Raw genomic sequence first — 16,651 nt, 5'->3', positions numbered from 1 at the left:
TGGGGCAAAGGTGCCCCAACCAATCTTATGCATGAGCTTTTTTCTTGCGGGCCATGTCCGCATAGACGGCCAGAATAATGATGCCGCCCGTTACAACCGTCTGCCATTCCTGAGCAACGGAAAGCACGCGCAGATCGTTGGTCAGCACGGCCATGATCAGAGCTCCGATCAATGTGCCCATGATGGTGCCGCGTCCTCCGGCAAGAGACGTTCCGCCAATCACCACAGCTGCAATGGCTTCCAGCTCGTAACCGAGACCGAGCGCAGGCTGTGCAGAGTTGAGGCGGGATGCGATGAGAATGCCAGCGATGCCGCAGATCCCACCTGCGAGCGCGTAGATTCCCATCTTCCAGGCATCCGTGTTGACGCCGGACAGGCGCACGGATTCCTCGTTAGACCCAAGTGCGAAGGTGTAGCGGCCCAGTACAGTTCGTCCCAGAATGTAAGAGGCTGCAATCGCAACAAGGAACAGGATCAGCACACCATTGGGGATCTGAAGACCCGGAATGATGGCGCCAATGACGGACCCACGGGAAATGAGGTCAAACCCCGGAGTGTCATTGAAGTAGATTGGGCGTGTGCCGGAAATGACGAGGGACAGGCCCTTCAGGATCAGCATCATGCCAAGCGTTGCAATGAACGGTGGCACCTTCATCTTGGCAACGAATGTGCCGGAACACAGGCCGCAGAAAGCACCGGTGGCAATGGCAGCTGCCACACCCAGCGGCAGCGGCATGCCCCAATAGGTGAGCACCACACCGGCAATCACGGCGCAGAAGGTCATCATGGTGCCGATGGACAGATCAATACCGCCGGTGATGATGATGAGCGTTGCGGCAATGGCCAGAACACCGTTGACCGAGGTCGCCTGTAAAATGGCGATCATGTTGGACATCTGCATGAAGTTTGGCGAGGCCAGACCAAAGCCGATAAGCAGGACAATCAGGCTGGCGAAGGCGAGCAGCTTCTGGTGTGCGCCCGAGCTCACAAAACGACCGATCAGGTTCTTTTGCGGAGTTAAGGTGGTGTCTGTCATTGTACTTCACTCACAATTTGCGCTGCCGGGTCGCGTTGTGTTGCGAGGCGCATAATGTCTTCCTGGGTTGTTGAGCTGCCGCCGGGCAAAATGCCGGTTAAGCGACCTTCGCACATCACCGCGATGCGATGGCTGAGGCGCATCACTTCCGGCAGTTCGGAGGAGATGACGATGATCGCGCAGCCCTGCTCTGCCAGTGAGTTCAACAACTTGTAGATTTCGGATTTTGCTCCCACGTCGATGCCGCGTGTGGGTTCATCGAAGATGAGAATGTCGCAATCACGCAGCAGCCACTTGGCGATGACCACCTTTTGCTGGTTGCCACCGGAGAGGAACTGGAGCTCCTGCTTGTCGGAGGGCGTTCTGATTTCCAGCTGCTTGATGTACTTGGCGGCGGCCTCTGCCATGCCAGCCTCATTCATCACACCAAAGCGATTACAGAACTGGTCCATGCTGGCCATAGCCACGTTGGCCCGCACATCCATGCCGGTGGCTAGCCCGAAGTGTTTGCGATCCTCCGACAGATAACCAATGCCAACCTGCACCGCATCAGACGGGCTGTTGATCTTACAGGGATGACCATCCACCCGGATCTCGCCGGAATCCAGCGGATCAGCGCCGAAGATTGCGCGAGCGACTTCCGTGCGACCAGCGCCCATCAGGCCTGCAAAGCCGAGGATTTCGCCCTTTTTCAGCGAGAAACTGACATCGCGGATCTCCGTGCCGCGGTTCAGCCCCTTCACTTCCAACGCAACGTCTGCGGCAGAAAGGTCTGGCACCACAACGGCTTCGTCCTTCACTTCGCGACCAACCATCATGGAGATGATCTCGTTGACCGGTGTGTCAGCAGCTGGAACAGTGCCCACATACTCGCCATCGCGCATAACAGTGACGCGGTCGGAGATCTGCTGGAGCTCGTCCATTTTGTGGCTGATGTAGATGATGCCCACGCCTTCCGCTTTCAGGCGGCGGATGATGGTGAACAGCTCGGCGATTTCCTTGTCGTTGAGCGCGGCTGTTGGCTCATCCATGATCAACACTTGTGAGCGGTAGGACAGCGCTTTGGCAATCTCCACCATCTGCTGCTTGGCGATGGTCAGGTTGCCGACAAGCACATCAGGACGCAGGTCCAGCGCCATGCTCTTGAAGATCTCAGCGGTCTTCTGGTTGAGGGCGGCCTCATCAAGACGTCCAAATCGCAGGCGCGGCTCACGACCAATGAAGATGTTCTGTGCCGCCGTCAGATCATTCATCAGACTCAGTTCCTGATGGATGATGCCTATTCCGAGTTCCTGCGCTTCACGCGGCCCTTTTGGGTCAGCCGCTTTTCCGTTGATTTCGATGCTGCCGCCGTCACGGGTGTAAACACCGGAAAGCACTTTCATCAAGGTGGATTTGCCTGCTCCGTTCTCTCCCATCAGGGCGTGAACTTCACCGGCACGCAGATCAAACTGCACATTTTTAAGGGCGTGCACACCCGGAAACGTCTTCTCAATACCCGTCATCCTGACGATGGTATTCATTTATTTTCTCCCCCCAGAGCTGGCATGCACACCTCAGTGGGAACGCACAGATCCCAACTGTTGCTGCGGTATGCAGATCAGCAAAATGATATGGCCGAGACATCCGGTTGTTACCTGACTGATGACACGGCCCCTCCCCGAGCCACGCCTCAATCACCGCCGTCTCATGTCACGCGCAGTCCCATCCGAAACCGGATCCACTTGCAGAGCTGCGCTTTAGCCCTGGATCACGCCCTTTTTGATGATGACGTTTCCATATTTTCGCGTGGTGCCTGTTACCACCACGCAGTACGCCTTCTTCGCCTTCTCATAGAAAGCAAAACGCTCGACAAAGGTGATTTGCGCACCTGCTGGCAAAGCGTTCTGATAGTCGTCGACCAGTCCATCCGGCAGCTGATCGCCTTCTACAGCGGCCATCATCATGACGTTCTCCGGGTCGTATTGATCCAACTCCCAGAGAGGCATGATGGCTTGCAGAAGGTCGGTTGCTTCGCACCCATCAGCGCGCAGCACCTTGTCGCAAACGGAATAGGCCGGGAAATGCGCATCGCTGAGTACCAGCTCATCTCCATGCCCCATCTCGTGCAGGATCTTTAAAAGTTCCGGGAAAATGATCGGGTTGATCCCTTTAAGCACTTGAGCCCCCACTCACAACACGCCCGGCAAAGCCGGACTGACAAAGCAAACTTTCTGACGACTGACAGGGTTGAAGAAAGCTCAGAAGTCCGCCGCAAATAAATGTACTATGAAGAAGCAGAGAGACCTTCTGCCCCCTGATTCCGGTGTTTGGCTGATGCTGTAGTGTTCCGGTATTCCCTTCGGGAGACAGCCCCCTGAATCTCTCGGAAAATGCAGCGCCGAACCATTGCTAATTCGTGTTAGCAGGTTAGCAAAGCTTTCCGTTTAATCAAGAGCATTTTTTCATTTTGCGGAATTTGAGCGCATTTTAGAAAAGCGCCCTAACGTCAGATTTACCCGAATTTTTGATTGGTCCAAAACCAGTAAGATTGGTTTCAGAGGCCCGCTTTATACTGTGCAAAGACATGCAGATCTGCGCTCTTTCTGGTCGCTTGAATGGACCGGAGGCAGATGCAAAATGGTGCTTTGAGAACGAAAACAGATGGCAAAAGCGTATTGGGTTTCCCGCATCAACATCAAGGATCCAGAGACCTACCGGTTCTACACCGAGGCTGCCCCAAGCATACTGCGCAAGTATGGCGGCACCATTCTGGCCCGCGGTGAAAAGGCCGAGCAGATGGAAGGCGAAAAACACCACCGCCACGTGATTGCCGAGTTCGAAAGCATGGACGCCGCCATGACCTGCTACAACTCCCCCGAATACAGAGTCGCCAGAGATTTCCGGCGCGGGATTGCCGATGTGGAGACGGTAATTGTGGAAGGGCTGGATTAATTTGCTGCTGAGCTCAGACACAAAAACGGGCTGCCTTGCGGCTCGCCCGTTGGTGGTTTGCTGCTTGCTGACGGCTTGGACTAGCCGAACTTGGGAGCCTTGAAGGCGGATTCGGTGAGGTGTTCCAGCAACAAACCGGATTGCTTGACGGCTTCCTCTTCATTGCCCATGGCAACGGAGCGCATGATGGCCTCGTGGAAGCGGGAGCACAGCAGGTTGTCGGATTTGTCTTTGTTGGCAAACCAGAACCGGCGCGACTGGCTTTGCACGCGGGCAAGGGAATGGTGGAAGTATGGGTTGTTGGTGGCTTCCGTCACGATGCGGTGAATATCCTGCAGGTTCGAAAGCAACGACTTCTCATCCTCATCCTTCGCGCTCTGCACGATCAGTGATCCAAGCGCCAGCATTTCGCGGCGCTGGTCGGTTGAGGCGCGCATAGCCGCAAATCTCAGGCAGATTGGCTCGATCTGCTTGCGCACTTCCAGCAGCTGCAACTGCTGTTCTGCGGTGATGGAGAGGAACTGCACGCCTTTGCGCGGATGAATGGCCAACATCTCATCCTGCTCCAGCGCCTGCAGCGCTTCACGGACGGGCGTTCTGCCCAGATCCAGCAGGGAGGCGAGTTTGTTTTCAGAGTACAGAGCTGAAACATCAAGCTCGTTGAAAAACAGTTTCCGCTCAATTTCCGTGCGAGCAAGCTCCGCCTGCGTTTTCTCGTGAGGCACGGTTACCCCCTGTTTTAAAAGCGTTATTTCTGCGTCAGTTGTATCACAGTGTAGCACAGTGCATTCCCGATTTGCCAGCAATCTCTTATTTTCTTTTCCTGCTATGTCAGTGAAACAGGCCTTTATCGGCCCTTTGGCAATCTCCTGACATGTCAGCCCTGGACGCCTCTTACATACCGTAATCTATCAGCTGCCAGCATTGTGTCATTCTGTCACGCGAAAACTACATAGAATTCCGGCAGTTGCTGCGCTTTGCAGATTTGAGACAAACTGAAAAAGCCAAAGTAATGAGCGCTTTATCGCATTTTGATAGTCTAAAACTGGCATGATTTCACTGGCATGTCAGGCGGATTCAATTGCCATATCAGCGCCGTATATTTGGCAAAAATCGTCGATTTCTAAGGGTTATTACCATTGCCACAGCCTCCTCATTTTGCTTTTAAGGTTGCTAATATGTCAGATTTGAGGATATGTTTACCCAAACGGTCCTCATGGACTCAGAACTAAAGCAAACAGCCATAAACCGTGGCATACAAGGTAAGCACCCATGAAAAACTGGAAAGAGACTGCCCTAGCAGAAACCGCATCTCCTGTTCTTGCTGAAGCAGATGTTGTTGTTTGTGGTGGCGGACCATCTGGTGTTGCAGCGGCTGTTATGAGTGCACGCAACGGCTTGAAAACTATCCTCATCGAGAAAAACGGGTTTTGTGGAGGCGGAGCGGTCGCTGGCCTCTCAGGTACCATCTGCGGTCTGTTCCTCACCCAGGACGACATCGAAAACAAAGACGCCAAGCAAATCGTTTTCGGTTTCGCAGAAGAGTTTCGTGCTCGCCTGCAGGCAAAAGGCGGTGCAACGCCTCCACAAATCTACGGCAATACCCACGTGGTGACCTTTGATCCGCTGATCTGGCGGGAAGCGGCCGATGACCTTCTTGAAGAATCCGGCGTTCAGTGCCTCTACCACACCTACATGACCGAAGTGGTTCGTGATGGAGACGAGATCACCGCGATCCGTGTGGAATCCAAAGCAGGCAGCACCTTCCTCAAAGCAAAAGCATTCATTGATACGTCAGGAGATGCGGCTCTCGTGACGAAAGCGGGGTGTGCGTACAGCTTCGGCGATAATGGTGCCATCCAGAACCCAACCATGATCTTCCGTCTGTCAGACGTGGTGGAAAGCGATTTCTACGATTACTTCGGCCAGAACACCATCTGCCCACCTGACATGATGGATAAGCTGAAAACTGCTTATGAAAGCAGAGAGTACGACACACCTCGCAACAAGGTCTGGGTGTTCCCGACCCCGCAGAAGGGCGTATTCCTGATGAACTGCACCCGTCTGGCAGGTCAGGACAACCGCATGCTGAACGTGGTGGACCCTGCTGACTTCACATACGCGGAAGTCTATGGCCGTCGTCAGGCCCGCGAATATCACCGCTTCTTCAAGGACAAGATCAAAGGCTTCGAAGAATCCCAGCTGATTGACATGCCACCGGAAGTGGGTATTCGCCAGACACGGACCATCAGCGGCGAAAACACTCTGACCAACGACCATGTTGCGAACTGTGACAAGCCAGAGGATGGCGTGGTCCGATCCTCCTGGCCGATTGAAATGCACGCCGGTGAAAAGAGCAAACTGCACTGGCTGATGGAAGATTACTACGAGGTTCCATACGGCACGCTGGTGCCGAAGGAGCTGGACAACGTGATTGTCGCGGGACGGTGCCTGAGTGCTGAACATGAAGCCCTCGCTTCTGCCCGCGTTACTGCCCAGTGCTTTGAGCTGGGCCATGCGGCGGCTGTGGCGACAAAACAGAAAATCGAAAAAGCGATCAATTACAGAGACGTAGACACAAAAGAGTTGCGCGAGGCGATGCGTGCGGCTGGCAGTGCTCTGTAACAAGTCGGGCAATAAGGAAGGTGCCTCAAGGCACTCTGGGAGTTAAAAATGGAAGACTGCAGAATTAGCCGTGTCGAGCTTTATGCTTTGGCTGATGAGAATGCGCCCCCTATTCCCTGGGCGGATAATCAGGAACCTCTGCTGTACACCAACAACATTGTACGCCTGTTCACCGAGGACGGAACCGAGGGTCTGGGCGCAACTATGAGCTACACAGAGAACTTCTTTGATCGGTGCATCATTGAATCTCTGCGCACAATCGTTCCGGGTCTCATCGGCAAAAATCCGCTGATGACTCAGGAGCTCAACAACTGGCTTGGAGCACGCTGCACCTGGGGTGGACTGCCAGCGAAGTCTCCAATCGACATTGCAGCATGGGACATTAAAGGCAAGAAAGCCGGAATGCCGCTTTACATGCTGCTTGGCGGCGCGCGGACCAAAATCAAGTCCTACGCCTCCACACCAATGTTCGACACTGTAGAGGAATACTTCCCTTACATTGACGACTGCATTGAACACGGCTTCACAGCAATCAAACTGCACTGCTACTGCGTCTACGACAAAGACGTGGCACTGGTGGAAGCTGTTGAAGCTAAATACGGCACATCCGGCATCCGTTTCATGCTGGATACCGCGGGCTTCTATACACCTGAACAAGCCATGAAAATGGCCAAGTGGATGGAACGCCACAACTGGGAATGGCTAGAAGCGCCAGTTTCCGACTACGACTTCAAGACCTATCAGCGCCTCGTCGCCAATACGGATCTTGAAATTTCCAGCCATGGCAACTGCCTGCTGACACTGCAGGAAGTTACGCACGCACTGAGCACTGGGATGTGGTCAGACGTGCGTCAGGACGCAACTGTTTGCGGCGGCATTACTCAACTGAACAAATGCTTCGCGATCGCGGCCGGCCACAGCAAGAATCTGGAAATCCAGAGCATGGGGTACACCCTTACGCAGGCTGCCAACCTGCATGTCGCTCTGGCTCACGACAACTGCAACTTCTTCGAGCAGTTCTACCCTTACGAGGCGTTTGAACTGGCGAGCAAGACCCAAATCCGCACAGACAAAGAGGGATATGTGCACGCGCCGGCGGGCAACGGGCTCGGCGTGGAAATGGATTGGGACGCAGTGAAAGAAGCAAGCTTTGCTTCTTACGTCTTCGAATAATAAATGGGGGCATCCATGGCTAAACTACAACTGGATAAGACGAACTTCTTCGTCGGCGGCATTGCGGTTCTTCTGCCGACAATGGGCATTCTGGCAGCAGATATTGCTGCACCGGGTTCGGGTAAAGCATTCATCTCTTCTCTGAAGAGCTATCTGACCAATGAATTTGGCGCGTTCTACATGTGGGCAGCGATCCTGTCGCTGATCTTCTGTCTGGCCGTCTCATTCAGCAAATACGGCAACATCGTCCTTGGTGAGGCGGATGAAAAGCCGGAATACAGCACAATTTCATGGGTCGCCATGATCTTCAGTGCGGGCATTGGCGCCGGCATCCTCTGGGGTGGTGCCAGTGAGTGGATCTATTACATGTCCACACCACCGCTTGGCCTTGAGCCAGGCACCGAGCTGGCAAAGGAATGGGCCATCACAACCGGCATGTTCCACTGGGGTCCAAGTGCCTGGGCGTTGTACTCTGTCTGCTCCATCACCATCGGTTACTACTACTACGTTCGCAAAGACCCTGTTCTGAAGGTTTCAGAATCCTGTAAGGGTGTTCTGGGTACACGCGCTAAAGGCCCACTGGGCAACGTGGTCGACATCTTCATCATGATCGGTCTGGTGACTGCAAGTGCGACCAGCCTTGGTCTGGGTACACCTGTTGTTGCTGCCGGCATCTCCAAAGTACTGGGTCTGGAACACGGCACCGCAATGAACCTTGCTGCACTGGCAATCGTTGTTGGCCTGTTCACCATCAGCTCCGCACTGGGCCTGAAAAAAGGCATGGCGAAGCTTTCCAACTTCAACATCTTCCTGGCGATTGGTCTTCTGGTGTTCGTGCTGTTCTTCGGCGGCTACTTCCTGACCACCATCAAGTCCTTCACCACTTCAGTTGGTTCACTGGTCACTAACTTTGTTCGTCTGAGCACCTATATGGAGCCATACGCAGAGAACTCCACCTTTGTGTCTGACTGGACAATCTTCTACTGGGCATGGTGGGTTTCCTACGGTCCGTTCCAGGGTCTCTTCTTCGCGAAGATCTCCCGTGGCCGTACAATCCGCGAAATGGTTCTGGGCACCCTGCTGTTCGGTTCCCTCGGCACCGCAGTGTTCTTCGCAATCTTCGGCAACTACGGTATCGGTCTTCTGGACGCAGGCATCTTTGATGCACCAGCAGCGCTGGCTTCCGGCCAGACTTCCTTCACCGTGATCATCGACATGTTTGCGAACCTGCCACTGGGCACCCTGTTCATCATCGGCCTCTGCGTTTCCGCAGTCGTCTTCATGGCAACCACCTTTGATGCGGCATCCTTCTCTCTTGCAGCGATGACCACCAAAGAACTGCCAGATGGTGCAGACCCAGCCCTGTGGAACCGCCTTGTATGGGCACTGTTCCTCGGCATCATTCCAATCGTGATCAACCTGATTGGTGGTGACCTTGGTACCATCCAGATCTCTACCGTGGTTGGTGGATTGTTGATGGTCGTCATCCTTGGCATCGTGGCTCTTTCCTTCATCAAGGAACTGAAGAGCGACATTGCCAACGGCGTCGAACTTCCAATGCGCAAAAAATAAAAAGCACACGAGGGCGCCAGTTACAAAACTGGCGCCTTTCTTACAGGAGCTACAAAAATGTCACTGGCACTCAATCCTGCTGTTGCGCCCATCAAATCCATCGAATTCATTCCGGTCAATTATCAGGCCAGCAACTGGAGCCAGAACACGGTTGTCGTCAAAGTAACCGACGAAAACGGTGTCTACGGCCTTGGCGAAGCTGACGGATCCCCTGACGCGATCCTCGCCTACGCCAACATCGAAACAGAACACAAATGGCTGACCAACATCACTGAAAAAGCGATTGGTCGCCTGCCTATCGAAATCAACGCCATTTGGGATGCCATGTATGACGCCACGCAGTGGCAGGGCATGCGCGGTCTGGGCATGTTCGCCCTGTCCGGCATCGACATGGCCCTTTACGACCTTGCGGGCAAACAACTCGGCATCCCGGCGTACCAACTGCTCGGCGGCACCAACAAGGACAAGATCCATCCATACCTGACGCTCTATCCAGCCATTCCGGTGGATGCGTCTCTGGACGTGGCCATCAAAGGTTACGCGCCGCTGCTGGAGAAAGCCAAAGCCCACAACATCCGCGCGGTGAAAGTCTGTGTGCCGATCAAAGCAGACTGGAGCACCAAGGAAGTCGCCTATTACCTGCGCGAGCTGCGTGGCATCTTGGGTCACGACACCGATATGATGGTGGACTATCTCTACCGTTTCACCGACTGGTACGAAGTGGCACGCCTGCTCAACTCCATTGAGGATCTGGAGCTGTACTTCGCAGAGGCGACGCTGCAGCACGACGATCTCAGCGGTCACGCCAAGCTGGTAGAAAACACCCGCTCCCGCATTTGCGGCGCAGAGATGAGCACCACCCGCTTTGAAGCCGAAGAGTGGATCACCAAAGGCAAGGTACACCTGCTGCAGTCAGACTATAACCGCTGCGGCGGCCTGACAGAGCTGCGCCGAATTACCGAGATGGCAACCGCCAACAATGTCCAGGTGATGCCGCATAACTGGAAGACCGGCATCACATCCGCTGCCGCGATCCATTACCAGTTCGCAGTGGGCAATGCGCCATACTTTGAGTACGTGCATCCTGAGTTCTCTGATGGAGAGCTGCGTAAGTATCTTGTCACTCCGGAAGCCGAACTGGTGGACGGCGGTTTTGCCAAACCAACTGCTCCGGGTCTCGGCATTGATCTGAACCAGGAGTTCATGGCGAGCCTCTGATGCATTTCCCCGGCTCGCACCCCTAGACGGGCCGGAGATTCGCACAGCAAACAGGCAAACCCCTCTCCGCCCCGCCTCCATCTGCACTTTTTCGGGTTCGCGTACTCACAAAGTGCCCTTAGGGGCGGAGAATCCTTTCTGAGCCATTCAGGAAAGAAATTTCCCCTGGGTAGCAAATTACCCTGCCCACAACTCACCCTGGTCAAGCCCAATTGACCGGGGTGTTTTGTTAGCTGGCTTCAGCAACGCAAGTTACCTTAAGGTCATTTTGCCGGATTAGCTCCGTTAATGTGCCGACTTACCCCGTCAACCCCACTCAGATCCACCGGTGGCCCTGTGAATTTCTATCGATTTTACGTAGTTCCGGAAAATCTAAAGTTGCAGAATCACTAAATAAAATTAAGTATTAAATATCTATTTATTAGAATAGACCGCAAGAAAAACATACTACAATTATTTGATCAACTGGTCAGTTTTTAGAATTTTTTATCAGACGGCAAAGTGTTTTTATCTAATTATATTAGGTTATTGAATTGAAATTACGGAAAAAATCAAATGTTTTAAGCATGAAATAATATATCACGTATTCTATTTGCACACCTGAAACTCGTCAAGGTTTCAACTATTGATTGTGTTGATATTACTTTCATCTGTGAATCCGACAAAAATCTATATTGCCTTCGAGTGCACGTTTCATACGTTTAAATGGTTTACTACTGTTATTACTCTAGGGGAGATAATATGTTTAGAGATTACCATGGTGAGGAAGCCAGAGTTATTGAAGGTGGCGATGCGCCTTACAGCACATCAACACCTTACTCCATTTCATCGGGAGATACCTTTGAAGGAACTTTGAGTTTCTCCGGCGATAAAGACGCAATCAAACTCGAGGTGCAGGCAGGGGTAACCTACACCATTTCTATGGATGGTATCGGAAGTGGGGGCGTTTCCGACACATATCTGTACCTTTACGATTCCAACGCAAACGAAATTGCTAAAGATGATGACGGTGGCAGCGGACGTAACTCCGAAATCACTTTCACCGCAACAACCACCGGCACCTACTACATCGGCGCAGCTTCCTATAACGACCGTTACAGCGGCGACTACAGAATCTCTGTTGATGCAGATGGCGGCCCAACCGATCCACCAACCGATCCGAACGCATTCACCAACGATCAGATTGCAGCTCAGCTGACAGATGGATACTGGAACAGCACAGGCCGTGGTCGTCGCGCATTTGACGTGAGCCCAGGCGAGTCCCTTACCGTGAACCTCAACGGTCTGAACTCTTCCGGTCGTGAGCTTGCAACCAAAGCTCTCGAAGCCTGGACAATGGTCACTGGCATTGAGTTCCGCACTGTCAGCTCTGGTGCTCAGATCACATTTGACGACAACGACAGCGGCGCTTACGCAAACTCGACCACTCGCGGCAGCACCATCCTTTCGTCAACCGTAAACGTCAGCACCGATTGGGTTGCCCGTTATGGCACTGATCTGGATGGTTATGCGTTCCAGACCTATGTGCATGAAATCGGCCATGCCCTCGGCCTTGGTCACGCTGGCAACTACAATGGTGCAGCCACCTATGGTGTAGACAACCACTACTCCAACGACTCCTGGCAAGCGACAATCATGTCCTACTTCGATCAGGTGGAGAACACTAACGTGGACGCAAGCCGCGCCTATGTGGTGACTCCGATGATCGCAGACATTCTTGCCATGCAGGACCTGTACGGCACAGCAACCGATCTGCGCACTGGTTCCACCGTTTACGGTGAAAACTCCACCGCAGGCGGTTACTACGATGACATCGCCGACCTGAACCCGGCAACGTTCACCATCATGGACAATGGCGGCAACGACAGCATAAACTTCAGCTCCGTTCGTGCTGACCAGAAGATCTCTTTGGTCGCAGAGACTTACTCTGACGTGAATGGTCTGACCGGTAACATGACCATCATGCGCGACACCGTGATCGAGAATGCTTATTCTGGTTCAGGTAACGATGAGCTGATCGGTAACGATGCTGACAACGGCCTTTATGCCAATGCTGGTAACGACACCCTCGAAGGCGGTCTCGGTGACGACACCCTCTCCGGCGGTTCCGGCAGCGACACCTTCGTGTTCAACATCAACTGCGGTGCAGACACGATCATCGACTTCTCCAATGGCCTTGATTTCATGAAGTTTGAAAGCGGTGCAGACAGCTTTGCAGACCTCTCCATTCAGGACACTGGTGCAGACACAGTGATCAACTATGACGGTGGCTCCATCACCCTTTCCGGTGTTGATTCCAGCGTCATCAACGCAGACGATTTCGTCTTCGTGTAAGCTCCCAAAAAACGTGCAACCTGCCCTTATGGCAGGTTGCATAATTATTTAATTAAATCATAAGTTTGCGGTGTTCGCCTCAATTTGAATGGATGAAAAAATTTTAGTGTCTTTGCCCTTTCAAATAGTGTGCGATTTACATACTATAGGCACCTCAAATTTTATTGGGGCATAACCACGAGTTTTGCAGCATCTAGGCCTCTGACCAACCATGTCAGAATATGCTGCGCACTTGAGTTGGGGTCAGGTGGTTTCGGGAGTATCCATGAGTACAACGAAGAACGGGCAGCCTAAGCGCCCGCTGGTATCTGAGGCGTTTGGTGCGTCGCGGTCCGGGTATGCGGGCGTTGGGGTTTTAAGTCTGGTCATCAACCTTTTGATGCTGACAGGCCCAATGTTCATGCTGCAGATCTATGACCGGGTTCTGGCCAGCCACAGTGTTCCAACACTGGTGATCATCGCCAGCTTCGCCGGTATCCTCTACCTGTTCTTCGCCCTGCTGGAAGGCATTCGTGCCCGCGGCCTGTCGCGTATCTCGCAGGAGATCGACGCCCGCTTGTCGCGTACCGCGTTTCTCGCCAACCTGCGCGTGCCGCTACGCATGGGCAATACCGGCAAAAACGTCGACCCGATCCGCGATCTGGAGACCATGCGCCAGTTCTGGGGTGGTCAGGGTCCAGCCGCGCTCTTCGATATTCCATGGATGCCGATCTATCTGGGTCTGGTGTTCGTACTCCACTTCTGGCTTGGCATTCTGGCACTGGCCGGGGCCGTGATCATCCTGTCTCTTGTGCTTGCCAACGAGTTCATGAGCCGTGCGCCTGCCAAAGAACTGGCTGCGCAGAATGCTCAACGCAGCAACACCCGCACTGGCGCCCGCCGCAATGCGGAAGTGGTGCGCGCCCTTGGCATGAGCTCCACGCTCACCAACAAGTGGGATGAAGCCAACGCCCGTTTTTATGATGCCCAGACCAAAGCCGGTGACCGCGCCTCCCTGTTTGCCACCGCCATCAAGGCCTTCCGCTTCCTGCTCGGCTCTGCCGTTCTTGCTGTTGGCGCCTGGCTGGCAATCCTTCAGGAAGTCTCTCCGGGTGTTATGATTGCAGCTTCCATCATCACCTCCCGCGCCCTGTCTCCTGTTGAACAGGCCGTTGGCCAGTGGCGCGTGTTCATCGCCGCCCGTCAGGCCCGTGCCCGTCTGGAAAAAGCGCTGGAAGGTCTGGATGAAAGCGCACCGGAAACCGAGCTGCCTCTGCCAAGTAAGACCCTTAATGTTCAGCAGATCGCAACAGCTCCTCCAGGAGCGCGTGCTGTCACATTGGCTGGCGTCAACTTTGAGCTCAAGGCCGGAGATGGCATGGGCATCATCGGCCCGTCCGGGTCCGGCAAGACCAGTCTGGTGCGCGCGCTTGTGGGCGTATGGCCAATCCATCGCGGCTCCGTGCGCCTTGATGGCGCCGAGCTGGGCCAGTGGTCTGAGGACCGCCTTGGCACCGCCATCGGCTACCTGCCGCAGGACGTGGAACTGTTCGACGGCACCATTGCTGAAAATATCTCGCGCTTTGCCCCTGAGCGCAATGACGAGAAAATTCTTGAAGCGGCTCAGCTTGCCAATGTGCATGAGCTGGTGACCGGCCTGACAGATGGCTATGACACGCAAGTTGGCGAAGGCGGTGCTCTGCTTTCTGCCGGCCAGCGCCAGCGCATTGGCCTGGCCCGCGCGCTTTACGACAGCCCCTTCCTGATTGTGCTGGATGAGCCAAACTCCAATCTGGATGCAGAAGGCGAAGCGGCGCTGACCCGCGCCATCAAACTGATGCGTCAAAACGGCAGCATCGTGATTGTTGTGGCGCACCGCCCAAGCGCGATCTCAGCCGTTGAGCTGCTGCTTGTTGTAAAGGATGGCCAGCAGGCCGCCTTTGGCCCGAAAGAAGAAGTCCTGCCAAAAATCAGCGCCCCAACCGGCGTGCCTGCACCAGCCGGTGCCCCGGCACCCGGCGCTAAACCAGCGCCAGCAGCTGCAAAAACAGGACCATTGAGCGTGGTGCCACATGCCTGAGCAAACAACACTTTCCTCCATTCAGTCCTCTCGTAAGAAACATCTGCGCTGGGGCATCGCCCTTGTGGGCGTTCTGGTTCTCGGCCTTGGTGGCTGGGCCTCTGTTGCCAAGATCAACAGCGCGGTGATCACCTCCGGCTCCATCGCGGTTGATGGTCAGGCCAAGAAGGTCCAGCATCAGGAAGGCGGCATTGTCGGTGAGATCCTCGTCAAAGATGGCGACGAGGTCAAAGCCGGTGACGTGCTGTTCCGTCTTGATGAGACCGTGGTCAAAGCCAACCTTGCCATCACCCGCAAGCGTCTGCACCAGATGCAGGCTCAGGAGGCCCGTCTTTCCGCCGAATGGCGTCGCGAACAGCGTGTGATCTTCCCGGAAACTCTTGTTGAGCTTGCCAAGACTGACGAGATCGCGGCCACAGCTCTCGATGGCGAACAGGCTCTGTTTGACGCCCGCCAGCAAGGCATCAAGGGCCGCAAGAAACAGCTTGGCGAGCAGATCGCTCAGCTGGAGCAGCAGATTGAAGGCCTGCAGGTGCAGCGCGATGCCAAGGCAGAAAGCATCGATCTTGTCACCCAGCAGCTCAGCGACTTCTCCTCACTTTTAGAAAAGCGCCTGATCAACGCCTCTCAGGTCACTGCCATCAAACGCGAGCGCGCTGAACTGATCGGTGATCGCGGCGGACTGATCTCCCAGATCGCCCAGACCAAGGAAGCCATCAGCGAAAAGCGCGTGCAGATCCTGCAGCTGGACGAGGAGTTCCTTGAAAAGGTGCTCTCTGACCTGCAGACTATCCGCTCCCAGATTGCTGAGTTGGAAGAGCAGGAAGTTGCTGCACAGGATCGCCTGAAGCGCATCGACATCCGCGCGCCGCAGTCTGGCTACGTGCATCAGCTTGCAGTTCACACGGTGGGCGGCGTGATCGCACCGGGCGATACCTTGATGCTGGTGGTGCCGGAAGACAGTGAACTGGTGATCGAAAGCCGGGTGCAGCCAATCGACGTGGACCAGCTGCAAGTGGGACAGGACGCTTATGTGCGCCTTGCCGCCTTCGACCAGCGTACCACGCCAGAGCTGGGTGCTGCCGTGCTCAACGTCTCTCCAGACCTGACCCGCGATGAGGTCACCGGCGAGCCGTTCTATCTGGCCCGCCTCAAGATCCTGGAGAGCGAGATGCCAAAGCTGAACGGCCAGACCCTTGTCCCAGGCATGCCCGTCGAAGGCTTCATCCAAACCGGCGAACGCACCGTCCTCTCCTACTTCGTAAAACCCCTCCAGGACCAAATCGCTCACGCGCTCAAGGAGAAGTAAGGGACCCTTATTTCCTCGGAGGGCGGCTTCATTGATTTTTGAAGTCGTGAGGACTAAAATACCGGAGTAGGAAGGGAACTTTAGGTCCCCTCCCTTTTGCTTATAAGCTGAAAGTGACCCGTAGCGCGATTACCAGCCGGCTGCGGGTCTTTTTCATTTTAAGCGTGAGTGAAATGGGGAATAACCTCATCTCATCACCTCCGGTTTGAAGGCAAGGCTGTTGCCTCAGTCGGATAAGCCTATCTTGTCCGATGCATTGGCTGGCACAACACAGCTGCTTTCGCCCTCAAAGAGCTCCCAGCTTACCACCAAACATCGCGATCTTTATCTCCCCGATTTTGGGAGTCGCAAAACTGCAAGATGAAATTAAAGCTCAAGTTATCGCAGTAAA

At 54.4% G+C, this 16,651-nt stretch carries 12 protein-coding genes; 8 read left to right on the top strand and 4 right to left on the bottom strand.

The features are described 5' to 3' along the window. Window positions 1-25: 25 nt before the first annotated feature. The 3 genes from PSE_RS10860 to fucU all read right to left on the bottom strand — a co-directional run bounded on the left by PSE_RS10860 (window position 26) and on the right by fucU (window position 3,195). On the bottom strand, window positions 26-1,036 hold the full coding sequence (locus PSE_RS10860) for an ABC transporter permease (RefSeq protein WP_014284897.1): 1,011 nt from the start codon (window positions 1,034-1,036) through the stop codon (window positions 26-28). Then, window positions 1,033-2,559 carry a sugar ABC transporter ATP-binding protein gene (locus PSE_RS10855; protein ID WP_041768325.1) on the bottom strand — a complete coding sequence of 509 codons (1,527 nt, stop codon included), beginning with the start codon at window positions 2,557-2,559 and terminating at the stop codon, window positions 1,033-1,035. The genes PSE_RS10860 and PSE_RS10855 overlap by 4 nt, the downstream gene beginning before the upstream one ends. A gap of 216 nt (window positions 2,560-2,775) precedes the next feature. Next, window positions 2,776-3,195 (bottom strand): L-fucose mutarotase, encoded by a 420-nt coding sequence (gene fucU, locus PSE_RS10850; protein WP_041768324.1) that lies wholly within the window; start codon window positions 3,193-3,195, stop codon window positions 2,776-2,778. Between the two features lie 484 nt (window positions 3,196-3,679). Here fucU and PSE_RS10845 point away from each other — a divergent pair, with 484 nt between their 5' ends. Continuing rightward, entirely contained in the window at window positions 3,680-3,970 is a 291-nt protein-coding gene (locus PSE_RS10845; protein WP_014284894.1) for a DUF1330 domain-containing protein, read from the top strand. 80 nt (window positions 3,971-4,050) lie between these two features. On the opposite strand, the gene PSE_RS10840 is transcribed toward PSE_RS10845, so the two are convergent. After that, complete coding sequence (locus PSE_RS10840) at window positions 4,051-4,695, bottom strand: GntR family transcriptional regulator (RefSeq protein WP_014284893.1); 645 nt, start codon at window positions 4,693-4,695, stop codon at window positions 4,051-4,053. A 547-nt stretch (window positions 4,696-5,242) separates the two neighbouring features. Between PSE_RS10840 and PSE_RS10835 the strand changes: the two genes are divergently transcribed. The 7 genes from PSE_RS10835 (at window position 5,243) to PSE_RS10805 (ending at window position 16,260) form a co-directional block, all read left to right on the top strand. Further along, window positions 5,243-6,595, top strand: coding sequence for an FAD-dependent oxidoreductase (locus tag PSE_RS10835; protein ID WP_014284892.1), 1,353 nt, complete (start codon window positions 5,243-5,245; stop codon window positions 6,593-6,595). 48 nt (window positions 6,596-6,643) lie between these two features. Then, entirely contained in the window at window positions 6,644-7,768 is a 1,125-nt protein-coding gene (locus PSE_RS10830) for a mandelate racemase/muconate lactonizing enzyme family protein (RefSeq protein ID WP_008549394.1), read from the top strand. A 15-nt stretch (window positions 7,769-7,783) separates the two neighbouring features. Next, window positions 7,784-9,340 carry a BCCT family transporter gene (locus PSE_RS10825; protein ID WP_008549295.1) on the top strand — a complete coding sequence of 519 codons (1,557 nt, stop codon included), beginning with the start codon at window positions 7,784-7,786 and terminating at the stop codon, window positions 9,338-9,340. A 57-nt stretch (window positions 9,341-9,397) separates the two neighbouring features. Next, complete coding sequence (locus tag PSE_RS10820; RefSeq protein ID WP_014284890.1) at window positions 9,398-10,558, top strand: mandelate racemase/muconate lactonizing enzyme family protein; 1,161 nt, start codon at window positions 9,398-9,400, stop codon at window positions 10,556-10,558. 741 nt (window positions 10,559-11,299) lie between these two features. Then, window positions 11,300-12,892, top strand: a complete 1,593-nt coding sequence (locus tag PSE_RS10815) for a M10 family metallopeptidase (protein WP_014284889.1) — start codon at window positions 11,300-11,302, stop codon at window positions 12,890-12,892. Between the two features lie 265 nt (window positions 12,893-13,157). Next, window positions 13,158-14,951, top strand: a complete 1,794-nt coding sequence (locus tag PSE_RS10810; protein ID WP_041768322.1) for a type I secretion system permease/ATPase — start codon at window positions 13,158-13,160, stop codon at window positions 14,949-14,951. Next, window positions 14,944-16,260 carry an HlyD family type I secretion periplasmic adaptor subunit gene (locus tag PSE_RS10805; protein ID WP_014284887.1) on the top strand — a complete coding sequence of 439 codons (1,317 nt, stop codon included), beginning with the start codon at window positions 14,944-14,946 and terminating at the stop codon, window positions 16,258-16,260. The genes PSE_RS10810 and PSE_RS10805 overlap by 8 nt, the downstream gene beginning before the upstream one ends. Window positions 16,261-16,651 lie beyond the last annotated feature (391 nt).

The sequence above is a fragment of the Pseudovibrio sp. FO-BEG1 genome (assembly GCF_000236645.1).
In the GTDB taxonomy this organism is placed as follows: Bacteria; Pseudomonadota; Alphaproteobacteria; order Rhizobiales; family Stappiaceae; genus Pseudovibrio.
This window is presented reverse-complemented; position numbering and strand designations above follow the sequence as displayed.